The following is a 21,051-nucleotide window of genomic DNA, read 5'->3' as shown; positions in this document are numbered from 1 at the left end:
GGATGAAGATTCGCCTCATGGCCGGGGTCGTCGCCCTCGGCCTGGCCGTCGCGGGATGCGGCGGCGGCGCCAGGGTCGACGGCGGCACCACCTCGACGGCGGCCGCGCAGCCCAGCGGGTCCGCCAGCGGCGCAGCCGCGGGGACCGTCAAGCTGGCCATCAACCCCTGGGTCGGATACGAGGCCAGCGCGGCCGTCATCGCGCACCTGCTGCAGAACGAGCTCGGCTACACGGTGGAGAAGAAGGAGCTCAAGGAGGAGGTCGCCTGGGCGGGCTTCGAGACCGGCGAGGTCGATGTCGTCGTCGAGAACTGGGGCCACGACGATCTCAAGAAGAAGTACATCGACGAGAAGAAGGTCGCCGTCTCCGCCGGCTCGACCGGCAACAAGGGCGTCATCGGCTGGTACGTCCCGCAGTGGATGGCCGACAAGTACCCCGACATCACCGACTACAAGAACCTCAACAAGTACGCCGACCTGTTCAAGACCTCGGAGTCCGGGGGCAAGGGCCAGCTGCTCGACGGCGACCCCTCCTACGTCACCAACGACGAGGCGCTGGTCAAGAACCTGAAGCTGGACTTCAAGGTCGTCACCGGCGGCAGCGAGGCCGCGCTGCTGGAGTCGGCGGTGCAGGCGCAGGAGCAGCAGAAGGCGCTGCTGTTCTACTTCTGGACCCCGCACTGGCTCTTCGACAAGGTGAAGCTCGCCAGGGTGAGCCTGCCCCCGTACACCGCGGGCTGCGACGCCGACCCCAAGAAGGTCGCCTGCGACTACTCCGAGCTCGACCTCGACAAGATCGTGAGCAAGAAGTTCGCCGACACCGGCGGCAAGGCCTACGACCTGGTCAAGAACTTCAACTGGACCAACGAGGACCAGAACGCGGTCGCCAACGACATCCAGAACAACGGGATGTCCGCCGAGGCGGCGGCCAAGAAGTGGGTCGACGCCAACCAGGCCAAGTGGCAGGCCTGGATCCCGAAGTAAACGATCGTGCCCCCGCCCCTGCGGCGGGGGCCACGCCGGAGACCGCACATGAGAACCAAACTGCTGGCCGCGACTCTCGTCCTCGGCCTGATCCTCACCGGCTGCACCACCGAGGCCCCCCAGGCCCCCAAGGCCACCGGCACCGTCAGGCTGGCCGTCAACCCCTGGATCGGCTACGAGGCCAGCGCCGCGGTGCTGGCCCACCTCCTCAAGCACGAGCTCGGCTACAAGGTCGAGACCAAGAAGCTGTCGGAGGAGGAGTCGTGGAAGGGCTTCGAGAGCGGCGAGGTCGACGTCATCGTCGAGAACTGGGGCAGGGAGAAGGAAAAGAAAGAGTTCATCCAGGACAAGAAGGTCGCCGTCTCCGCGGGACTGAACGGCAACAAGGGCGTCATCGGCTGGTACGTGCCGCAGTGGATGGCCGAGGAGTACCCGGACATCACCAACTGGCGCAACCTGAACAAGTACGCCGACCTCTTCAGGACCGAGAAGTCCGGTGAGCTCGGGCAGGTGCTCGACGGCGACCCCACCTTCGTCACCGCCGACGAGGCACTGGTCCGCAACCTCAAGCTGAAGTACAAGGTCGTCTACGCAGGCAGCGAGGACGCGCTGATCAAGGCGATGAAGTCCGCCACCAGGAACAGGCGGCCGCTGCTGATGTACTTCTACGAGCCGCAGTGGTTGTTCACGCAAGTCAAGATGACCAAGATCAACCTCCCGTCGTACGCGATCGGCTGCGACGAGGCGGCGGCGAAGGTGGCCTGCGACTACCCGCCGTACCTGCTCGACAAGATCGTCAGCAGGAAGTTCGCCGACACCGGTGGCAGGGCCTACGAGCTGGTCCGCAACTTCTCCTGGACGAACGACCACCAGAACGCGGTGGCCAGCGACATGACCGATGGCGGCATGTCGGCCGAGCAGGCCGCCAAGAAGTGGGTCGACGCCAACAAGATCGTCTGGAAGGACTGGCTCCCCAGGTAGTGTGCCGGCGGGCCCACAACGCCCGCCCCGCACCTCCCCTCCCGCGAGCCCTCCCGCGAGCACGATGGAAAAGGCGGTGCCCTCTGGCCGAGCGCTCTCGCCGAAGGGACCGTGATGAGACTGATACGAGCGTGCGGGGCGGCCGCCGCGGTGGTGTTCGTCGCCGCGTTCCTCGTCGAGGGCGCCACCCGCGGCGACGGCTACGACCCGCTCAGGCACCCCGTCAGCTCGCTGGCCATCGGCGACCTCGGCTGGACCCAGACCGCGAACTTCATCGTCACCGGCCTGCTCATGCTGGCGTTCGCGATCAGCCTGCGCGGCACCTCCCGCTGGGGCGCCACTCTCCTGACCGCCGTCGCCGTGGGCTTCACCGGGGCGGGGATCTTCGTCACCGACCCGGTGAACGGCTACCCGCCCGCCGCCCCGACCGCTTCCACCACGGCTGGGTCGACCACCGGGGGCACCCTGCACGACCTGTTCTCCATGCTCGTCTTCGCGGGCCTGCCCGCCGCCTGCCTCGTGTACGGCAGGCGCTTCGCCGGCTGGGGCAGGCCCGGCTGGGCCGCGTACTCGATCGCCACGGGCGTCGTCTTCCTGATCGGCTTCGTGATCGCGGGAGCGGGCTTCTCCGGCGCCGAGGGCCTCACCGACGTCGCGGGCCTGTTCCAGCGGCTGACGCTCGTCGTCGGCCTGGCGTGGGTGGCTTTCCTCGATAGCGGACTCCGTACGGTGTACCGTACATAGTGTGACCGTCGAGTACACCGGCAAGGGCGACCCCGCCCGCAGCCTCGCCCTCCTGTGGCGCACCAGCGACCGCCCGAGCCGCAAGGGCAAGCCCGAGCTGAGCGTCGACCGCATCGTCCGCGCCGCCATCGAGGTCGCCGACGCCGAGGGGCTGACGGCGCTGTCCATGCGCAGGGTCGCCGAACGACTCGGCGTCGGCACCATGTCGCTCTACACCTACGTGCCGGGCAAGCCCGAACTGCTCGACGTCATGCTCGACACCGTCTACGGCGAGACCGCCCGTCCCGCCGACCTGCCCGGCGGCTGGCGCGCCCGCCTGGAGCAGATCGCCAGGGAGAACTGGACGCTCTACCTGCGCCACCCGTGGCTGCTCCAGGTCGCCACCAGCCGTCCCGTGCTCGGCCCCAACACCATCGCCAAGTACGAGTACGAACTGAGCGCTGTCGACGGCATCGGCCTCACCGACGTCGAGATGGACTCGGTCATCACGCTCGTCACCGGGTTCGTGCACGGCGCGGCCAGGGGCGCGGTGGAGGCGCTGGAGGCGGAGAAGCTGACGGGGATGACCGACGAGCAGTGGTGGGCGGCGCACGCGCCGTTCCTGCACCGGATCTCCGACGCGAGCCGCTTTCCCGTCGCCTCCCGCGTCGGCGAGGCCGCCGCCGAGGTGTACGGCTCGGCCTACAGCCCCGAGCACAGCTTCGAGTTCGGCCTCCAACGCCTCCTCGACGGCATCTCCCTCCTGATCACCACCCGAACCTGACCCTGCTCGCCGCCCTGACCACCGCCACCCCTTCGTCAGGTCCCCGCCGGGGCCCTCCGCCGTTTACGCGCTACCTAGCTTGGAACCGCGGGCGCCCCCAGATCGATGGCTGCGCCAGCGCTATCGCGAGGGCGTGGAACCCAGTTCGGCGCATTCGGCCTGGCGCCGAATGCGGTCATCTGGTGGAACAGCCTCTACATCGACACCGCCGTCCAGAAACCGCACGCCGACGGCTTTCCCGTCACCGACGAGATGTGCGCCCGGCTGTCACCCGTCTGCTACGACGCCGGGGTGTTCTCGATGGGGCGTCTATGCGCGCATGCGGTACGCAACGTCGGACAATGCTGCGGCCAGCCGGTCCACATCGTCGGCGGAGGTGAACAGGGCAGGAGTCACCCGGACGCAGTCGCCCTGCCGTACGCCTCCGCGCCGAACAGTGAAGATGCGGTGGCGCGTCATGAATTCATCAGCGATGGCGATGTTGTCTGCCTCGCTGGTGCGCCCGCGAATGCGGAATGCGGTGATGGCACCGTACATGGCGCTGTCCTCGGGGGTGAGGACGCCAACGTTGGGGAGGCTCCGCGCCCGATGAACCCATCGATCACGTAGGTAGCGCAGACGTGCCTGCTTGAGCGGGGCACCGAGGCGGTCGTGAAAGTTCAGCGCGGCGTCGGCGGTCAGGATCGGCGCGACGTTCATGGTGCCGGAGTGAACCCGGGAGCGAATGTCAGTAGCGGGATAAGTCTCGTCGGCGAAGATGGGCTCGATGTCGGCCAGCCGGTCCCTGCGGATGTAGAGGAAGCCGGCGCCCAGGGGGAAGCCCATCCACTTGTGCAGGGAGAACACAGCGAAGTCGGCGCCGAGGTCGGGAAGGGTGAAGTCCAACTGTCCCCACGAATGGGCGGCGTCGACGACGACATCGACGCCGTGCGCACGTGCCATCGTCGTGATCTCTCTGACCGGTGTGACCAGACCGGTGCGGTTGTTCATGTGGGACAGCAGAAGCAGCCTCACCTTTGGATGACCACGCAGAGCTTGAGCGTAGGCGTCGAGTACCGCCTGGCGTGAGGCGGGTTCGGGGATGGCGAACCGTTGCACGTTGACGCCGCGACGCCGGCGGAGCCAGTTCATCGCGTACTGACCGCTGTGATAATCCAGGTCGGCATACATGACCTCGTCGCCAGGACGCAGCCTCGAGTAGTTGGCGATCAGGTTTTGCAGAGCCTCCGTGCCGCCGCGGGTCAGGGCGATCTCCTCCATCGCGACGCCCAGCATGGCGGCGAGGCGTCGCCGGACCACATCGGCCTGAGCCTTGTAGGTGGTCCGTAGGAGGTGCGAGCTGACCTCATTGAGATGGTCGACGTTGCGGTGGTAGGCCAGCCGTACCGGCTCGGGCATGATGCCGTAGTAGCCGTTTTCCAGGTTGATGAACTCCGTGCTCACCCGGAACTGCCGGGCGACCGCGCCCCAGAAGCGCTCGTCGCGGGCCAGCAGTTCAGGTGTGACGCCGTGAGGAACGACTGGCGGCTCGATCGCGGGGGGTGCCGCGGCCGTAGAGGCTGCCAGCCCCGCCAGCCCCGCCACCATCTGACGTCGAGACAAGCTCATAGAAAACTCCAGGTAAGAGCAGGGACCGACCACCAGTCGGACCGGAATGGATTTCCTTCCCCCCTGCGGGCCGGAAAAGCAGGAAAAACCGCTTTGCCTAATGCTGTGCTTTTACTGGGTGCGTCCTGCCGCCCGCTGGGCATCATTGACGGCGATGCTTACGACACGACCAGTCCGTTTCAGCGGCCCCGGCGCATTGAGCGCCGGCCAGCCGCTGTCGAATGTGCTGGTCGCTCTCGCCATGGTCATCGCGGCGCTGTTCGCCCACGGCGGTGGTTGTGCGGCCATGGTGTTGTCGGAGGCGTCGGCGCACAGCTCACACATCGAGCGCCGCACGCCGACAACGACCGACACCTCGATGTCCTCGCACGACAACGGCTGCTCGCATCGCCGGCTACCGGCAGGTCATCCCCACGGAACCGAGGAAGACTGCGCGGCTACCAGCGCCGCCGGCACGTCGGCCACCTGCGAGTCGGCGATCGCCGCGGACGTCTGCGCCTCTCAACACACCAGGCGGCTTCCGGCGAGAGCGGCATGCCTACCGCAGCCGTTCTCGCCCGACCTGGCACATCTCTGCGTGATGCGCATCTAGGAACGCCGATTTATTCGTCGTCCATTTCCGCGGTATGCCGGATTCCCCGCCATGCCCGGCTAGTGCTATTCATCTCGGGGATTAACATGTCACTGCAAGCGACTTCGGCGCGCCCAGACAACGCGCCGGCAACCGGATATTCATCGCTTTCTCTAGCGGTGGGAAACACGCCGCTCACCTTCGTTTCCGGCCCCTTCGTGCCGGGTGGCGGCGGCTTCTGGGCCAAGCTGGAAGGCTTCAATCCCGGCGGCATCAAGGACCGGCCCGCACTTCACATGGTGCGCCAAGCCCGGGCACGAGGAGATCTCTTCCCCCGCGCGACGATCGTCGAATCGACCAGCGGAACCCTGGGCCTGGGTCTCGCGCTGGCAGGCATCGCCTTCGGTCACCCGGTCACGCTTGTGGGCGACCCCGGCATGGAGCCACTCATGCGGCGCCTGCTGACGTCGTACGGTGTGCGCCTGGAAATCGTGACCGACTCTCATCCCGTGGGGGGCTGGCAGCAGGCTCGCCGTGAGCGCGTTCAGCAACTCTTGCGGGAGACACCCGGCTCCTACTGCCCGGACCAGTACAACAACCCTGACAATGTCGATGCCTACGCCGGGCTGGCGCACGAGCTGCTGGCGCGCTTGCCGCACATCGACATCCTGGTGTGCTCGGTCGGCACTGGCGGACACAGTGCCGGCATCTCACAAGTGCTCCGCCGCCACTTCCCCCGACTGCGGCTGGTCGGTGTCGACACCGTCGGCTCGACCATCTTCGGTCAGCCTGACCGGCCCCGCCTCATGCGCGGCCTGGGCAGCAGCATCCACCCCCGCAACGTGGCCTACGACGCCTTCAGCGAGGTGCACTGGGTCAGCGCCGCCGAAGCGGTGTGGGCCTGCCGTGCCCTTGCCGCAGGGCACTACCTGTCCGGCGGGTGGAGCACCGGCGCCGTCACGCTGGTTGCCCGCTGGCTGGCCCTCACCTCGCCCGGGCAGACCATCGTCGCAGTCTTTCCCGACGGTCCATGGCGTTACTGGAACACCATCTTCGACGACGAGTACTGCCAGGCCCATGACCTGCTCGGCACCGTATCGGCCGAGGAACCGGATCTCCTGACCAACGCCACCGCCCGCGAGGTTCATCGCTGGACCCGCTGCCTTGATGTGAAGGATCCGCTGAACGCCACCGGGGGAACGCGGTGATCGCCACGCTGCGGCAGTTCCGCTCCTTCAACCGTCCGATCCAGCTCCTGCAGATCAACCAGGCCGGCATCAACCTCGGCTTCTACATGCTCATGCCGTACCTCGCCCAGCATCTGGCGACCGGCGCGGGCCTGGCGGCCTGGACGATCGGGCTGGTCCTGGGACTTCGGAACCTGAGCCAGCAGGGCCTGTTCCTGATCGGTGGCACACTCGCCGACAGGCTCGGCTGCAAACGGGTCATCATGACCGGCTGCGCACTGCGCACGCTCGGGTTCGCCCTGTTCGGGCTGTCGACCGCGTTGCCTGTGCTGCTCGCGGCCGCGGCGGTGACCGGGTTCGCGGGGGCGCTGTTCAACCCGGCGGCCCGCGCCTACCTTGCCAGGGAGGCGGGCGAGCGCAAGATCGAGGCGTTCGCGGTGTTCAACGTCTTCTATCAGGGCGGCATCCTGCTCGGCCCGCTGCTCGGCGTGGTGCTGCTGGGCAGCGGTTTCACGGTGGTGTGCCTGTCCGCCGCGGCGATCTTCGCGGTGCTGACCCTCCTGCAGGGGATGTATCTGCCGGAACGGCGGGACGCGGCGGCGTCGGACAGGCCGCCGGTCTCGCGCGAGTGGCGGCAGGCGTTCGGCGACCGGGCGTTCCTGGCGTTCGCCGCGTCGATGATCGCCTCCTACGGCCTGTCGTACCAGATGTACCTCGGCCTGCCCCTGGAGATGCAGCGCGCCGGCGGTGGCGACTTGGGGGTGACGGCGCTGTACGCGCTGTCGGCCGTGCTCGGAATCGCCGGCCAGGTGCGGCTGACCGCCTGGTGCGACCGGCGCTGGACCCGCGGCCAGGCAATGAGCCGGGGCCTCGCACTCATGGGGCTGTCCTTTGCCCCTATGGCCGTGGCGGCGCATGTTCCCTTTCCATGGCCGTGGGCCGCACTGCCCGCTGTCACCTGCACGCTGCTACTCACCGTGGGCACGCTGGTCGCCTACCCGTTCGAGATGGCCACGATCGCCGACATGGCCGGCGACCGGCTGGTCGGCACCTACTACGGGCTGTACAACCTGCTATCCGGGGTGGGCATTCTGGCCGGGTATCTGCTCTTCGGTGCCATGATCGACGTCGCTCGTGCATCCGGCTGGGCGGGCCTGCCGTGGCTGCTCCTGGTCACCGCGGGTTTCGCTTCCGCCGCCGCCGTCAGGCGATTGGCGAAGGGCAACCGGCTGGCCATCGGGAGCAATACCCTCGCCGCCACCTGACCCTGGAACGTCGTCTGCCCGGTGGAGCCGCCTTTCGGCCGCACCGGACAGATCGGCGTCGCCTCGTATCTAAGTTATGGACAAAGGAGTCCACCGATCTTCTACATTAGGTAGAAGTTAAACCGACCAGGCGCGACCGCCCTCCAGCACGGCGCTGGATCGTTTTGGCATGCCCTTGAGAGGCGCGCCACGGGCGTGTCCGGATCCATCGGGCGCCGGACCGGGGTCGGGCGTAGAGGCGAAGGGAGAAGCATGTCGAGCACTGAAGATCGAATGGAAGCCCGGCGGGCGAAGATCGAAGCGATGCGAGCCGAGGATCGGCGTAAGGAGTCACGCAAGAAGAACATCGCGGTATCGCTCACCGTGGTCGGCGTCTTCGTGGTGGTGGTCGCCGCCATGTTCGTCATCAACCGCTTCAGCGCGAGCCAGAGCGATGCCGTCGCCGCGGGCGAGTCGCAGCTTGTCCGCGCTGACAGCCACCGCCTGCAGACCGCCGCGGACGGCAAGGTCACCCTGGTGGAGTTCCTCGATTTCGAGTGCGAGGCCTGCGGCGCGTACTTCCCGGTGGTCGAGGAGCTGCGCAAGCAGTACGCGGGGAAGGTGACCTTCGTGGCGCGGTACTTCCCGATCGCGAGCCACTTCAATGCCGAGCGAGCGGCCCGCGCGGTTGAGGCGGCCTCCAAGCAGGGCAAGTTCGAAGCGATGTACCAGCGGATGTACGAGACCCAGAAGCAGTGGGCGGAGAAGCAGATACCGGCCGATGACGCCTTCCGCGGCTTCGCCAAGGACCTTGGCCTGGATATGGCCGCCTGGGACAAGGCGTACGACGACCCGGCGACCTTGGCGCGCGTCAAGAAGGACGCGGCAGACGGCCAGGCGCTTGGCGTACAGGGCACCCCGACGTTCTTCCTGAACGGCAAGAAGATCGAACCTCGTTCGTCCGAAGAGTTCAAGGCGGCCATCGATGCAGCACTCGCCGGCTGAGGTCGCAGCCCGGTCGACCGACGGCACCGCTGCCGGTCACGACGACCCGTATCCTCAGCTACTACCGCGCCTGTTGCTGGTAGGCGGCGTGCTCGGGCTCGGTGCCGCCTTCGTCCTGGCTGTCGAGAAGATCGCGCTCCTGAAGAACCCCGCCTACGTACCGAGTTGCAGTATCAACCCCGTCCTGTCGTGCGGCTCCGTCATGAGCACACCGCAGGCGGAGGCGTTCGGCTTCCCCAACCCGCTTCTCGGTATCGCCGCCTTCGCCGTCGTCGCGACCATCGGCGCGGCCATTCTGGCCGGCGCACGCTTCCAGCGCTGGTTCTGGCGCGGGCTGCAAGCGGGCGTCACCTTCGGAGTTGTGTTCGTCCACTGGCTCGTCTATCAGAGCCTCTATGTGATCGGAGCGCTCTGCCCTTACTGCATGGTCGTCTGGGCGGTGACGATTCCGATCTTCTGGTACGTCTCGCTGCACAACTTCCGACGCTACGGGCCGGTCAGGGCCCTTTCCGGTTACCACACCGTCGTGCTCACGGTCTGGTTCCTGGCCATCGTCTCCATGATCGGCATCAGGTTCTGGCCGTACTGGAGCACCCTCATCTGAGGCGTAGCTGCTGTTCGCGGCCATCGCCACTCTGCTCTGACCCGTTGCCTGCGGGCAAGCGCCTGTTCGGTGACCGGGCGTCACACCTTCCAGATGGCGATGCACAGGAGAGGGGCGACGAGTACGGCAAGCGGCCCACTCAGCAACAGGCTGGCCGCCGAGTAGGCAGCGGCCGGTACCCAGCTCGGCTCGGGTCGGCGGTTGAGCAGGCGCTCGAGCCGTTCGGTGAGCCCCGCGTCGGAAAGAGCGAACGCACCAGCCCCCTGGCCGCCTGCCGGGGTCGCCATCTGCACCAAGGCGCGAGCCAGTGGCAGCTCACCGTGGACCTGCCGCGCACGATCGTCGGCCATCATCTCGACCAACACGGCAACGGCTGACCTCGCCGTAGCCACTACGGGAAGACAGGGAAAGGCGTGGCTCAGTGCGATGAAGGGAAGCAGGACCAGGTCATGGCGTCCGCGGGCATGAGCACGCTCATGCGCGAGGACGGCGTCCAATTCCTGAGTGCCCAGCAGGTCCAAAGTTCCCCGGCTGAGCACGACGCGTCCATGCCTGCCTGGCACGCAGTAGGCCACGGTCCGGGCGCTGGGCAGGACGTACACGTTGTGGAGCGGCAGGTGGTCGGCGACGACGTCGACCAGGAGGCGCTGGCGTCGCTGGTCGAGTACCGTCTTCGCGGTGATCCGGATGGTGTGAGCCAGCAGCCAGAGGCATAGGCCGGCTGACCAGGCCAGAGCGGCCAGGTGAGCTGGTCCGAGCCCAGTGAGTCCATGCCCGCTGGCGATTTGCCGGGCCAGCGTGTGCATGCCGTGCGGAAAGACGGCTGCCAGGGGCCAGACCGCTGCCACCAGGCCGATGCCCACGGCGCCCAGGCCTCCGCTCAGTCCGATGGCCTGCCAGAGCACCAAGGCGGCGCGCGGATGCCGGTGGGTCCAGGTCGCGGCGGCCAACCGGCGGGCCACGCGGCTCCCCAGAACCACAGGAAGCAGCGCGGCGCCGGCGGCGATCAGCCAGACCGTCATGATGAGGTTCCGTCCCGGGCACCAAGCGCCTCGCGCAGGGCGGCCGCCACCTCAGGACTCACCGTCCCGACGAATCGCTGCACCGCCGCCTCGACGTCGGCCGCCTCGTCCAGAGCGGCTCGCATAGCCTCGGCGACGACAGCGTCCTTCTCTAGAGCGGCCTTGTACAGGTGGGCGCGTCCGACCCTTTCTCTGGAGACCATGCCCTTGCGCGAGAGTCTCACAAGGACGGTCAGCACGGTCGTGATGGCCGGCTGGGACGGCAGACCGGCCGCGAGGTCCTGAGCGAACATTCCGTCGGGATGCCGCCAGAGGGCTTCCATGATCGCCCGCTCGAGATTGCCCAGCTGCACCTGCGAGCCCTCCCATCTCCCTGCGGTTCTACTGACAGTAGAAGGTTACAGCTCATGCTTCCTTACCGGCCTTCGCCGGGGATACCTCGGTCGCCTCGCCGGCCCGCTACTCGGCATCTCGCCGGAGGTGTTGGCGCGCTGGCAGGAAGGTCGCGAGCCGGCGGCCATCTGGCGCGAGGAGGGCGAACTCGTCGAAGACGACGACTGATGCCAGGCGCCATCCCGAGGTGGAGGGTCGCCTAGCGTTCTTTGATCACGCCGCAGGCGATGCGGCCGCCGGAGTCGCCGGAGTAGGCCGGCAGGGTCGAGGTGTTGGCGCCGTCCTCGGCGGCGTGGGTCAGCGCACGGGGGCGCAACTGGTGCCTGTGACTCCCCCCTGGTGGATAGCGTGCCCGCGTGGTGAAAGTGAGAGTCACCGGCATCGTCATCGAAGACGACCGGATCCTGCTCCTTGACCAGGACACCGACACCGGCCGCTCCTGGTCGCTTCCGGGCGGGAAGGTCGAGCCGGGGGAAAGCCTCGCCGACGCCCTCGCCCGGGAGATGCGCGAAGAGACCGGCGTCGAAGTGCAGGTCGACCGGCTGCTGTACGTGTGCGATCACCTGCCCGGCAACGGCACCCACGTCATCCACATGACGTTCGAGGCCACCCGCACCGGCGGCACCGTGGGCGCCGTCGCCGAGGGGGCCGACACCACCCCGATCCGCGGCGTGCAGTTCGTGCCGCTCGCCGACCTGCCCTCGCTGGGCTTCAGCGCCCGCTTCGTCGAACTGGCCCAGGCAGGATGGCCCGAGGCGGGCTCCTACATGGGCGCCAAGTCGAACATCGGCCTGTGACGCCGCCTGAGGCGGCCGTCGAGGACGTGCAGCGGCAGGCCCCGCTCCTGCAGGCCGCTCATGCAGCAGCGCGACCAACCGCTCGGGGTGAGCGGCTTCTTGCCGTGAGCGGCTGAAGTCGGCCATGACCTCATCGACCGGGGCGGGCGGAGCGAAGGCGGCCAGCACTCCCAGCCCGACGCGATTCGGGCCGGTCTGCGAGCGCAAGCTCCACTGTGGGGGCGCCGGGTGGGGGCCGCGTAACGGCGGCCGGCCACGTGCGCTGGATGGCCGTCTCCCTGGACGGGCCCCAGCCCCGTGCCCAGGGCCAGGGTGGGCTTGAGCGGGGCTTGCCGTACCAGAGAAGACCCCCGGAAGAGACGCGGAAGGCCGCCGAGAGGAACGGCGGCCTGCCGAGATGAGGTACGGGCCGCCGGGAGGAACGGCGGCCTGCCGCGAGAGCCGGAGAAGATCAGGCGGGCGTGCCGTAGGCGGCGCGGACGCGGACGACGTGTTCGACCAGGGAGATCAGCGTCGCCTTGACCGACTCCCTGTTGCGGGCGTCGGTTCGCACGATCGGGATGTGCGGTGCGAGCGCCAGCGCCTCGCGCACCTCGTTCTCCGAGTGCGGGAACTGTCCCTCCCACCCGTTGATGCCCACCACGAAGGGCAGCTTGGCCTCTTCGAAGTAGTCGATCGCGGGGAAGGAGTCGGCCAGCCGCCGCGTGTCGAGCAGCACGACGGCGCCGATGGCGCCGCGCACCAGGTCGTCCCACATGAACCAGAACCGGTGCTGGCCCGGCGTGCCGAACAGGTACAGGATGAGGTCCCTGTCCAGCGAGAGCCTGCCGAAGTCCATGGCCACGGTCGTGGTCTGCTTGTTCGGGGTCAGGCCGAGGTCGTCGATGCCCGCCGAGGCATCGGTCATGACCGCTTCCGTGGTCAGCGGGAGGATCTCGGACACCGCACCCACGAACGTCGTCTTGCCGACGCCGAACCCGCCCGCGACGACGATCTTCGTCGAGGTGAGCCCGCCGCTAGAGCCTGCGAAGTCCACTGAGCACCCTTTCGAGCATGTTCATGTCTGGCTGTCCCTGGTCGAGACGCGGCTGGTGCAGGCGCACGAGGCCTTCGTCGGCCATGTCGGCGACGACGACCCTGGCCACGCCGAGCGGGACCCGCAGCAGCGCGGAGATCTCGGCGACGGACCGGAACGACCTGCACAGCGTCATGATGGCCTCCTGCTCGGGGGTGAGCAGGGCCATCTCGTCATCCGGGATAGACATCGAGGAGATCAGCGTCTCCATTGCCATGTGGTAGCGGGGTTCCGACCTGCCGCCGGTGACTGCGTACGGACGGAACAGGGGCTCGTCGTCCCCTGTCCCGTCGCTCCCGTACACCATCACATCACCGGGTCCTGGCAGCCTGGAGTTCCGCACGGAGTGCCGGGGTCAGCGCCTGTCCGGCACGATCCACCAGCAGGGTCATCTGGTAGGCCACCAGACCCATGTCGCAGTCGGGCGAGGCCAGGACGGTCAGCACGGAACCGTCGCTGATGGCCATCACCAGGAGCAGGCCACGCTGCATCTCCACGACCGTCTGGGTCACCGGCCCGCCCTCGAAGACGCGCGAGGCGCCCACGGTGAGGCTGAGCAGGCCCGCGGACACGGCCGCCAGCTGGTCGGCCCGGTCCGGCGGGAAGCCCTCGGAGCTGGCCAGGCAGAGGCCGTCGGCCGACACGACCACGGCGTGGGCCACTCCGGGGGTGTTCCTGACGAAGTCAGTGATCAGCCAGTCGAACCTGTGGGCCTCGTGACTCAAGGTCGTCACGCTTCCTCCTTCGTCGGAAGCGTGACGATTGGCTCGCGACGCTCGCTCACGCCTAGTCCTCCTTATCCAACCCGTTAGGGGCGGATTCGTCGTTCAGTTCCGCGCGTCCCCTCCGGACGCCCTGCTGGAAGCTGGACATCCGGTTTCTGATCCGGTCCGCCGAGATCGGCGGCATCGGGCTCATCTGCTGGGGCGGCTGGCCCGCCGTGCCGGGGACCAGGTTCGCCTTTGGGGTGCGCTTGGGGAGACCGGCGGCGGTGATGCCGCCGAGGCTGGGGTCGCTGGCCGCGGCGGCCGCCTGCCACCCTGCGTCGGCGGGGGTCCGCCACAGGTCACCATCAGAGGGTACGGCCTGCGCGGGCGGCCGCGCCTCTGGCATGTGGTACTTGGGCTCCTGCCTGGCCGAGGCCGAGGGCCCGGTCGACGCCGCGGCGGAGGCGGACGGCTGCGCGGCCTCTTCGGGACGCTTGAACCAGGCCGACTCCACCGACGCGAAGATCGGCAGGAACTCCTCCTGCTCGGCCTCCATCGGCGAGCTGTCGACCGCGGGCATGGAGACTGCGGGCATGGAGGCGGTGTGCTCCTCCCACGACGCGGCCGACGGGTAGGACGGCGCCTGCGCCGCGGGGGGCGGCGTCGCGAACATGCCCGTGTCGGCGCCTTCGGCACGCGGGGCGTGGGGGGCCTGGGGGGCGCGACGCGGCAGCCCGCTGTCGACGCTGGGGAAGGGCGGGCGCTGACCGTCCTGGTCCAGGCTCGGGAACGGCGAGCGCTGACCGCTCTGGTCCAGGCTCGGGAACGACGGGCGCCTCCCGTCCTGGTCCAGGCTGGGGAAGGGCGAGCGCTGGGCGTCCATGCTGGGGAACGACGGATGCTGGCCGTTCTGGTCCAGGCTGGGGAAGGACGGGTGCGAGCCGCCGGGGTGCGGCGCCGTCTGGTCGAGGTTGGGCATCGCGCTCAGGTCGATGCTGGGGAACGACGGGTGCTGGCCGCCCTGCCGGGGTGGCTGCTGGCGGAAGAAGCCGCCGTCGCCGCCGGTGTCGGCGGTGAAGGCGCCGAAGCCCTGGCGGGTGGCCTGGCCGTTACCGTCATGGGAGTCGAAGGCGGCGAACGCGCCGTTCTGCGCCGGGGCGCCGAAGGCGGGCTGCGCGCCGCTGCCGTAGGCGGGGGCGGTGGCCGCGCTGCCGCCGAAGGCGGGCCGCTGCGGGGGCGGCGGCTGGTTGGCGTCGGGCAGCAGCGCCGGCGGCAGCAGCACCATGGCGATGAGCCCGCTGCCCTCGCCCTTGCGCAGCTGCACGCGGATGCCGTGGCGCAGCGCGAGGCGGCCGACCACGAACAGGCCCATGCGGCGCGACACCGACACGTCCACGACGGGCGGCTCGGCCAGACGCCTGTTGGCTCCGGTGAGCTCCTCCTCGCTCATGGAGATGCCCTGGTCGCTCACCGACAGCAGCGCGCCGCCACCCTCGATGATGCTACTGGAGACGATGACCTGGCTGTTCTTGGGTGAGAACTGGATGGCGTTCTCGACCAGCTCGGCCACCAGGTGGACCAGGTCGTTGGCGGCGCTGCCGACGACCGAGGTCGCGCGGTGCACCTTGACCTGGACGCGCTCGTAGTCCTCGACCTCTGACAGGGCGGCGCGGACGACGTCGACGAGCTTGGCCGGCTGGCTGCGCCTGCGGGTGGGCTCGTGCCCGGCCAGGACCAGGAGGTTCTCGGAGTTGCGGCGCATGCGGGTGGCCAGGTGGTCGAGGCTGAACAGGTCGGCCAGGCGGCTGCCGTCCTGCTCGCCCTTCTCCAGACCGTCGATGAGCGAGATCTGCCGCTCCACCAGCGTCTGCGTGCGGCGGGAGAGGTTGACGAACATCGCGCTGATGTTGCTGCGCAGCTCCGACTCCTCGGCCGCGAGCCGTACGGCCTGGCGGTGGACCTCGTCGAAGGCCTGCGCCACTTCACCGATCTCGTCCTTGCCCTCGACGTCGATGGGCTCGACCTCGGGCGCGGCGGCGTTGCCTGAGACGCGCAGGTTGCGCACGACGTCGGGCAGGCGCGATCCGGCGATGTCGAGCGCCTCGCTGCGCAGGCGGCGCAGCGGGGTGACCATCGAACGGGCGATGAGGACGGTGAACAGCAGGACCAGCAGGAGCAGCAGGAGGATGCCGCCACCGATGAGGAAGGCGGTGCGCAGTTCGGCGCTCCTGAGATCCTCGGCGCGCTTGGTCACCGCCTGGGCGAGCCCGAGGTTCTTGGGGTCGGCGTTCGTCTCGACCTTCTGCATGACCGCGATGGCCTTGGCGTTGTCCTCGAACCACTGCGTGGGGTCGACGAGCAGCGCCCTGGCGGAGAAGGCGGGGCCGTCGCTGGTCAGCCGGATGGCGCGGGCCTTGGTCAGCTCGGCCCTGACCACGTCGCTGTCGTTCTTCAGGCCTGTCGCGAGGGCCGTGGCCCTGGTGGCGCCGGCGTCGGCGGCGAAGCTGTTGACCAGCTGCCACTGCTGGGAGCCCGCGGCGATGAAGTCGGTCACCCGCTGCGCGTCGACCCTTGACGAGCCGTAGTACGACTCCAGCAGCATGATCCGCTGCCTGGAGACCGCCTCCTTGGCCTTCACCAGCACGGTCAGCGCGCGGAAGTCACCGACGATCTGCGGGTCGGTGTTGAGGAGGCTCAGCTCCTCGTGGACGCGGACGAGCTGCTCGAGGAGGTAGCGGTAGGCGTTGGAGTCGGCCCTGGCGCGCTGCTGGGCTCGGACCGCTGACAGCGACCTGAGCTGGGCGGCGGCGAGCTTGGCGGCCTGCTCGACGCGGGGGCCGTAGGAGGCGTCCATCGTGGCCAGGTCGGCCATGACGACCTTGACCTTCTTGTCGACGATGTCCTTGCTGGCCTCGTAGGGCTGCTTGAGCTGCCTGCGCTGCTTGGTCGCGTAGTACCAGCCGCCCGTGTCACGCTCCATACCGAGCGCCTGGGCCAGGTCGCGGATGTCGGTGGCCTGGTCGGCGACCACCAGCGTGCGGTCGTACACGCCGATGCTGTCGACGGAGGAGACCACTCTCGCTCCGCCCAGCACGACGCCCGCGATGGTGGGCACCAGGATCAGGGCGGTGAGACGAGATCTCACGCGCCAGTTGCGCAGTCCCATTCGTGGCATCGACCGCTTCCCGCGGTCCCGCCTGGCGGTGCGTCCGCCGTCGGATGTCACCGTCGTCACAGCCGTCGTTACCCCTCAACCCTGTTCCACAACAGGAATCATAAAGACCGTAATTCGCCACACAACGTATCCGCCACACCTCGCGTACCAGGCAAAACGGACACAATCGTTACAAATACGACCGCAGACCGTTGCCGTTGGTTATCGGAGCGCAGCGAGCACGTGATCGCGGACTTGGGTCCGCTGCGCATCGGCGCTGAGGGGGCGTCCGGCGCGGTCCACTACGTAGAAGACGTCAACCGCCTCCGCGCCGAGAGTCTCCACGCGGGCGGCTTTCACGTCAAGCCCACATTCCCCGAAAGCTCTCCCAATTCGCCACAGAAGGCCCGGACGGTCATGGGCTCTGACTTCCACGACGGTGGCCGTCGCGGAGGCGTCGTCGATCAAGGTGACGCGGGGCGGGGCGACCGGCACCCTGGCGGGTCGCATCGATCGCGTACGGCGGGCCAGCCGCTGTTCGATGTCCAGGCGTCCGGCCAGGACAAGCCGCAGATCGGCTTCGAGAGTCGCGGGGTCGGGCGGCGTGCCGTACTCGGGGACGACGGAGAATTCGATCACGGCCGTGGCGCTCGCCGAAGCGGCGGAGGCGGAGCGGACGACCATCCGGTGCGCGGCCAGGACGCCGGCCGCCCGCCACAGCAGTCCAGGGCGGTCAGGTGCGACGACTGTGACGTTGGTCCCATTCACCCTGATCGCGCCGCCGCCGTGCCTGGCGAGCGTCGCCTGGGAGGGCGAGAGGGCGGGGGCGGGCGGCAGCGGCGAGCCCGACAGCGCGCTGCGCACCCTGCGCACGAGATCGTCGACGAGCGAGGCCTTCCAGGCGTTCCACGCGGCCGGGCCTGTGGCGGTGCCGTCGGCCACGGCGAGCGCGGCCAGCAGGTCGAGCACCTCACCCGAGCCGACCGCCGCGGCCACCTTCTCGATCGTCACGGGATCGTCGAGGTCGCGCCTGGTCGCCGTCTCCGGCAGCAGCAGGTGGTGGCGGACGAGGGTGGCGAGGATCTCGACGTCGCGCGGCGGCAGCCCGAGGCGGGCGCCGATGTCGCGCACGACCACCTCTCCGGTGGCGGAGTGGTCGCCGGGCCAACCCTTGCCGATGTCGTGCAGGAAGGCGCCGATCAGCAGCAGGTCGGGGCGGGAGACCTCGCGGGTGTGGGCGGCGGCGTTGGCCGCGGCCTCGATGAGGTGGCGGTCGACGGTGAAGCGGTGGATGGGGTTGCGCTGCGGGCGGTGCCGTACGCGCTCCCAGTCGGGCAGCAGCTTCACCAGGATGCCCGCCTGGTCGAGCTCCTCCCACACGGGTACGGCCGCGCGTCCCGCGCCGAGCAGCGCCACCAGCGCGTCACGCGCCTCGTCGGGCCATGGCACCGGCATCGGCGCCGACTGACTCGCCAGAGCGGAGACGGTGGCGGGCGCCAGCGGCAGCCCCGAGTCGGCGGCAGCGGCGGCGGCGCGCAGCACGAGCACGGGGTCGGTGCGCGGGGTGACCCCGCGGGCCAGCACGACCTCGCCCCCGTGCTCGACCACGCCGTCGGCCAGCGGACGGCGACCGCGCGGCACCGGCCCCGACAGCAGCCGGTCGACGGTGCGCCAGGTGCCGTCGAAGGCGTGGGAGATCGTCCTGCCCGCCTCGGCGAGCCTGCGCATCAGCGCCTCGGCGTCCAGCAGCCCCAGCGTGCCGGCCACCGCGTCCTGCTCCTGCAGGACCAGCCGGTCGGCGCCGCGGGCGGTGACGACGTGCAGCGCGTGCCGTACGTCGAGGATGAGCTCGTAGGCCTCACGGACGCGCGGGCCGGGCGCGGAGGCCACCCACGCGGCGGCCACGGCCTGCATGGCCTGGACGTCGCGCAGCCCTCCGCGGCCGTCCTTCAGGTCGGGTTCGAGCAGGAAGGCCAGCTCGCCGCTGGTCTCGGCCCGCTTGTCGGCCGCGGCGCGCAGCTCCACGAGCCTGCGGCGGGAGTCGGCCCGCCATTCGGCGAGCACGGACTCCCTCGCCTTCCTGGTCAGCTCGGGATCGCCCGCGACGTGCCTGGCCTGGATCAGGCCGAGCACGGCCTTCAGGTCGTCGCGGGCGACCTTCACGGCCTCGTCGACCGTACGGACCGAGTGGTCGAGGCCGATGCCGGAGTCCCAGATCGGGTACCAGATCCGGTCGGCGAGCCTGGCGACGTCCTGCCTGCCCTCGTGCAGCATGACCAGGTCGAGGTCGCTGCCGGGAGCGGGCTCTCCCCTGCCGAGCGAGCCCACGGCGACGAGGGCCACGCCCTCGCCGCCGGGGTGCGCCGTGCGCAGGAGGTCCTTCAGCCAGCGGTCGGTGTCCGCGGCCCGCTCCTTGCGGGCCGCGGCGAACGAGCGCGCTTCTGCTCTCACAGGGCCTCTGGACCGCGTTCTCCGGTGCGCACCCGGACGACGGTGTCGACGGGGACGGACCACACCTTGCCGTCACCGATCTTGCCGGTCTGGGCGGCCTTGACGATGACGTCGATGACGTCCTCGGCGTCGTCCTCCTCCGCCAGCACCTCCAGGCGCACCTTGGGCACCAGGTCGACCTGGTACTCGGCGCCGCGGTACACCTCGGTGTGCCCGCGCTGGCGGCCGTAGCCGCTGGCCTCGCTGACCGTCATGCCCTTGATGCCGAACTGCTCCAGCGCGGCCTTCACGTCGTCGAGCTTGAAGGGCTTGATGACGGCGGTGATGAGCCTCATACGTCCACCTTCTTCGGGGTCGTGGCGATCGCCGAGGACGCGCTGACGCCGGAGGCGTGCACAGTGCCCAGGTCGTAGCCGGTCTCGGCGTGCGTGGTGATGTCGACGCCGGCGAGCTCCTTGTCGGCGTCGAGCCTGAAGCCCATTGTCTTGTCGATCACCTTGGCCGCGACCCACGACACCGCGAAGGAGTAGCCGCCGACCGCGACGGGGCCGAGGATCTGCAGGCCGAGCTGGCTGAGCGGGCCGCCGTACAACAGGCCCTCGTTCTGCTGCTCGAGGAACGGGTAGGCGGCGAAGAAGCCGAGGGAGACCGCGCCGATGACGCCGCCGACCAGGTGCACGCCGACCACGTCGAGGGAGTCGTCGAAGCCGAGGCGGTACTTCAGGCCGACCGCGTAGGCGCAGGCCACACCGGCCAGCAGGCCGATGACCATGGCCGCCCACGGGTCGACGAAGCCGCACGCGGGGGTGATGGCGACCAGACCGGCGACCGCGCCGGAGGCGACGCCGAGCGTGGTGGCGTGGCCGTCGCGCAGCTTCTCGACCACGAGCCAGGCGCCCGCCGCGACGGCGGTGGCGATCTGCGTGTTCATGAAGGCCAGACCCGCGGTCTGGTCGGGCGCGAGCTCGGAGCCGGCGTTGAAGCCGAACCAGCCGAACCACAGCAGGCCGGTGCCGAGCAGGACCAGCGTCAGGTTGTGCGGGCGCATCGGCTCCTTGCGCCAGCCCTGGCGCTTGCCGAGCACGAGCGCGAGCGCGAGCGCCGCCGCTCCGGCGTTGATGTGGACCACGGTGCCGCCGGCGAAGTCCTCGATACCGAGCTGGCCGAGCCAGCCGCCGCCCCACACCCAGTGCGCCACGGGGAAGTACACGACCGTCGCCCACACCAGGGAGAAGACCACCCAGGCGCCGAACTTGGCACGGTCGGCGATGGCGCCGCTGATCAGGGCGACCGTAATGATCGCGAAGGTGAGCTGGAAGGCGGAGAAGACCATCATCGGGAAGTTGTCGGCCGCGGCCGCCTCGGCCGTGACCTGGCCGCCCTCGACGATCAGTCCCTCGTAGACCGCGTTGAACACCCCGCTCAGGCCGAGGTTGTCCAGACCTCCCACGAGGAAGTTCAGCGTGTCGTTGCCCGAGGCGTCGAAGGCCAGCGAGTAGCCGTAGAGGACCCAGGCGACCGTCACCACGATGATGCTGACGAACGACATCATCATCATGTTGAGGACGCTCTTGGCCCTGGTCATGCCCCCATAGAAGAACGCGAGGCCCGGAGTCATCAGCAGCACCAGGGCGGTGCATACCAGCATCCAGGCGGTAGTGCCGCTATCGATCATCGACGCGACCCTCCTTCACTTTCGGCCTGTTCGTGTCGCAGTGGATGCCCCCAGCAGCGCACTGACGTGTGGCCTCAGCGTGGTCTT

Annotated in this window: 20 protein-coding genes and 1 pseudogene; 11 read left to right on the top strand and 10 right to left on the bottom strand. The window is 69.1% G+C overall.

Annotated features, from left to right (window positions below):
- The first annotated feature begins 2 nt into the window (after nucleotides 1-2).
- The 5 genes and pseudogenes from ACFXJ8_RS17160 to ACFXJ8_RS17140 form a co-directional block, all read left to right on the top strand.
- Nucleotides 3-983 carry an ABC transporter substrate-binding protein gene (locus tag ACFXJ8_RS17160; protein WP_379644864.1) on the top strand — a complete coding sequence of 327 codons (981 nt, stop codon included), beginning with the start codon at nucleotides 3-5 and terminating at the stop codon, nucleotides 981-983.
- A gap of 48 nt (nucleotides 984-1,031) precedes the next feature.
- On the top strand, nucleotides 1,032-1,964 hold the full coding sequence (locus ACFXJ8_RS17155; RefSeq protein ID WP_379644863.1) for an ABC transporter substrate-binding protein: 933 nt from the start codon (nucleotides 1,032-1,034) through the stop codon (nucleotides 1,962-1,964).
- A 114-nt stretch (nucleotides 1,965-2,078) separates the two neighbouring features.
- A complete protein-coding gene (locus tag ACFXJ8_RS17150; RefSeq protein WP_379644862.1) occupies nucleotides 2,079-2,708 on the top strand; it encodes a DUF998 domain-containing protein in 630 nt (209 codons plus the stop codon).
- A 1-nt stretch (nucleotide 2,709) separates the two neighbouring features.
- Complete coding sequence (locus tag ACFXJ8_RS17145) at nucleotides 2,710-3,471, top strand: TetR/AcrR family transcriptional regulator (protein ID WP_379644861.1); 762 nt, start codon at nucleotides 2,710-2,712, stop codon at nucleotides 3,469-3,471.
- A gap of 105 nt (nucleotides 3,472-3,576) precedes the next feature.
- Nucleotides 3,577-3,741: pseudogene (locus ACFXJ8_RS17140) on the top strand (Tn3 family transposase); the annotation flags it as partial.
- A 39-nt stretch (nucleotides 3,742-3,780) separates the two neighbouring features.
- Here the strand turns inward: ACFXJ8_RS17140 and ACFXJ8_RS17135 are convergent.
- Nucleotides 3,781-5,079 (bottom strand): aminotransferase class V-fold PLP-dependent enzyme, encoded by a 1,299-nt coding sequence (locus ACFXJ8_RS17135; RefSeq protein ID WP_379644860.1) that lies wholly within the window; start codon nucleotides 5,077-5,079, stop codon nucleotides 3,781-3,783.
- A 46-nt stretch (nucleotides 5,080-5,125) separates the two neighbouring features.
- On the opposite strand from ACFXJ8_RS17135, the gene ACFXJ8_RS17130 reads away from it, so the two are divergent.
- From ACFXJ8_RS17130 to ACFXJ8_RS17110, 5 genes are all read left to right on the top strand, one after another.
- Complete coding sequence (locus ACFXJ8_RS17130; protein WP_379644859.1) at nucleotides 5,126-5,671, top strand: hypothetical protein; 546 nt, start codon at nucleotides 5,126-5,128, stop codon at nucleotides 5,669-5,671.
- A gap of 158 nt (nucleotides 5,672-5,829) precedes the next feature.
- Entirely contained in the window at nucleotides 5,830-6,858 is a 1,029-nt protein-coding gene (locus tag ACFXJ8_RS17125; protein ID WP_379644858.1) for a PLP-dependent cysteine synthase family protein, read from the top strand.
- A complete protein-coding gene (locus tag ACFXJ8_RS17120; protein ID WP_379644857.1) occupies nucleotides 6,855-8,102 on the top strand; it encodes an MFS transporter in 1,248 nt (415 codons plus the stop codon). The genes ACFXJ8_RS17125 and ACFXJ8_RS17120 overlap by 4 nt, the downstream gene beginning before the upstream one ends.
- 252 nt (nucleotides 8,103-8,354) lie before the next feature.
- Nucleotides 8,355-9,086: a DsbA family protein gene (locus ACFXJ8_RS17115; protein WP_379644856.1), complete on the top strand. Its 732-nt coding sequence runs from the start codon at nucleotides 8,355-8,357 to the stop codon at nucleotides 9,084-9,086.
- Nucleotides 9,067-9,690, top strand: coding sequence for a vitamin K epoxide reductase family protein (locus tag ACFXJ8_RS17110; RefSeq protein WP_379644855.1), 624 nt, complete (start codon nucleotides 9,067-9,069; stop codon nucleotides 9,688-9,690). The genes ACFXJ8_RS17115 and ACFXJ8_RS17110 overlap by 20 nt, the downstream gene beginning before the upstream one ends.
- Nucleotides 9,691-9,770: 80 nt before the next feature.
- On the opposite strand, the gene ACFXJ8_RS17105 is transcribed toward ACFXJ8_RS17110, so the two are convergent.
- Both ACFXJ8_RS17105 and ACFXJ8_RS17100 read right to left on the bottom strand, forming a co-directional pair.
- Nucleotides 9,771-10,712 carry a M56 family metallopeptidase gene (locus ACFXJ8_RS17105; RefSeq protein WP_379644854.1) on the bottom strand — a complete coding sequence of 314 codons (942 nt, stop codon included), beginning with the start codon at nucleotides 10,710-10,712 and terminating at the stop codon, nucleotides 9,771-9,773.
- Complete coding sequence (locus ACFXJ8_RS17100; protein ID WP_379644853.1) at nucleotides 10,709-11,065, bottom strand: BlaI/MecI/CopY family transcriptional regulator; 357 nt, start codon at nucleotides 11,063-11,065, stop codon at nucleotides 10,709-10,711. The genes ACFXJ8_RS17105 and ACFXJ8_RS17100 overlap by 4 nt, the downstream gene beginning before the upstream one ends.
- 396 nt (nucleotides 11,066-11,461) lie before the next feature.
- Between ACFXJ8_RS17100 and ACFXJ8_RS17095 the strand changes: the two genes are divergently transcribed.
- Nucleotides 11,462-11,902, top strand: a complete 441-nt coding sequence (locus ACFXJ8_RS17095) for an NUDIX domain-containing protein (RefSeq protein ID WP_379644852.1) — start codon at nucleotides 11,462-11,464, stop codon at nucleotides 11,900-11,902.
- Between the two features lie 451 nt (nucleotides 11,903-12,353).
- Here ACFXJ8_RS17095 and ACFXJ8_RS17090 read toward each other — a convergent pair whose 3' ends face one another.
- The 7 genes from ACFXJ8_RS17090 to ACFXJ8_RS17060 form a co-directional block, all read right to left on the bottom strand.
- Nucleotides 12,354-12,938 (bottom strand): ATP/GTP-binding protein, encoded by a 585-nt coding sequence (locus ACFXJ8_RS17090; protein ID WP_379644851.1) that lies wholly within the window; start codon nucleotides 12,936-12,938, stop codon nucleotides 12,354-12,356.
- On the bottom strand, nucleotides 12,919-13,284 hold the full coding sequence (locus ACFXJ8_RS17085) for a DUF742 domain-containing protein (protein WP_379575328.1): 366 nt from the start codon (nucleotides 13,282-13,284) through the stop codon (nucleotides 12,919-12,921). Before ACFXJ8_RS17085 ends, ACFXJ8_RS17090 begins: the two co-directional genes overlap by 20 nt.
- Nucleotides 13,285-13,288: 4 nt before the next feature.
- The gene (locus ACFXJ8_RS17080; protein WP_183648813.1) at nucleotides 13,289-13,711 is read right to left on the bottom strand and encodes a roadblock/LC7 domain-containing protein; all 423 of its coding nucleotides are present in this window, start codon (nucleotides 13,709-13,711) and stop codon (nucleotides 13,289-13,291) included.
- Between the two features lie 52 nt (nucleotides 13,712-13,763).
- Nucleotides 13,764-16,829 carry a nitrate- and nitrite sensing domain-containing protein gene (locus ACFXJ8_RS17075; RefSeq protein WP_379644850.1) on the bottom strand — a complete coding sequence of 1,022 codons (3,066 nt, stop codon included), beginning with the start codon at nucleotides 16,827-16,829 and terminating at the stop codon, nucleotides 13,764-13,766.
- Between the two features lie 231 nt (nucleotides 16,830-17,060).
- Entirely contained in the window at nucleotides 17,061-19,289 is a 2,229-nt protein-coding gene (locus ACFXJ8_RS17070; RefSeq protein ID WP_379644849.1) for a [protein-PII] uridylyltransferase, read from the bottom strand.
- A complete protein-coding gene (locus tag ACFXJ8_RS17065; protein ID WP_093259464.1) occupies nucleotides 19,286-19,624 on the bottom strand; it encodes a P-II family nitrogen regulator in 339 nt (112 codons plus the stop codon). Before ACFXJ8_RS17065 ends, ACFXJ8_RS17070 begins: the two co-directional genes overlap by 4 nt.
- Nucleotides 19,621-20,964, bottom strand: coding sequence for an ammonium transporter (locus ACFXJ8_RS17060; RefSeq protein ID WP_379644848.1), 1,344 nt, complete (start codon nucleotides 20,962-20,964; stop codon nucleotides 19,621-19,623). Before ACFXJ8_RS17060 ends, ACFXJ8_RS17065 begins: the two co-directional genes overlap by 4 nt.
- Between the last annotated feature and the right edge of the window lie 87 nt (nucleotides 20,965-21,051).

Source organism: Nonomuraea sp. NPDC059194 (genome assembly GCF_042754765.1).
Lineage (GTDB): Bacteria > Actinomycetota > Actinomycetes > Streptosporangiales > Streptosporangiaceae > Nonomuraea.
Note: the sequence above shows the minus strand (reverse complement) of the source record. Positions and strands in the feature narration are given on the sequence as shown.

What these genes read in the sequence shown, in the direction of transcription:
- ACFXJ8_RS17160 (WP_379644864.1), top strand. Translation starts at nt 3, where the DNA reads ATGAAGATTCGCCTCATGGCCGGGGTCGTCGCCCTCGGCCTGGCCGTC.
- ACFXJ8_RS17155 (WP_379644863.1), top strand. Translation starts at nt 1,032, where the DNA reads ATGAGAACCAAACTGCTGGCCGCGACTCTCGTCCTCGGCCTGATCCTC.
- ACFXJ8_RS17150 (WP_379644862.1), top strand. Translation starts at nt 2,079, where the DNA reads ATGAGACTGATACGAGCGTGCGGGGCGGCCGCCGCGGTGGTGTTCGTC.
- ACFXJ8_RS17135 (WP_379644860.1), bottom strand. Translation starts at nt 5,079, where the DNA reads ATGAGCTTGTCTCGACGTCAGATGGTGGCGGGGCTGGCGGGGCTGGCA.
- ACFXJ8_RS17130 (WP_379644859.1), top strand. Translation starts at nt 5,126, where the DNA reads ATGGATTTCCTTCCCCCCTGCGGGCCGGAAAAGCAGGAAAAACCGCTT.
- ACFXJ8_RS17115 (WP_379644856.1), top strand. Translation starts at nt 8,355, where the DNA reads ATGTCGAGCACTGAAGATCGAATGGAAGCCCGGCGGGCGAAGATCGAA.
- ACFXJ8_RS17110 (WP_379644855.1), top strand. Translation starts at nt 9,067, where the DNA reads ATGCAGCACTCGCCGGCTGAGGTCGCAGCCCGGTCGACCGACGGCACC.
- ACFXJ8_RS17105 (WP_379644854.1), bottom strand. Translation starts at nt 10,712, where the DNA reads ATGACGGTCTGGCTGATCGCCGCCGGCGCCGCGCTGCTTCCTGTGGTT.
- ACFXJ8_RS17085 (WP_379575328.1), bottom strand. Translation starts at nt 13,284, where the DNA reads ATGGTGTACGGGAGCGACGGGACAGGGGACGACGAGCCCCTGTTCCGT.
- ACFXJ8_RS17065 (WP_093259464.1), bottom strand. Translation starts at nt 19,624, where the DNA reads ATGAGGCTCATCACCGCCGTCATCAAGCCCTTCAAGCTCGACGACGTG.
- ACFXJ8_RS17060 (WP_379644848.1), bottom strand. Translation starts at nt 20,964, where the DNA reads ATGATCGATAGCGGCACTACCGCCTGGATGCTGGTATGCACCGCCCTG.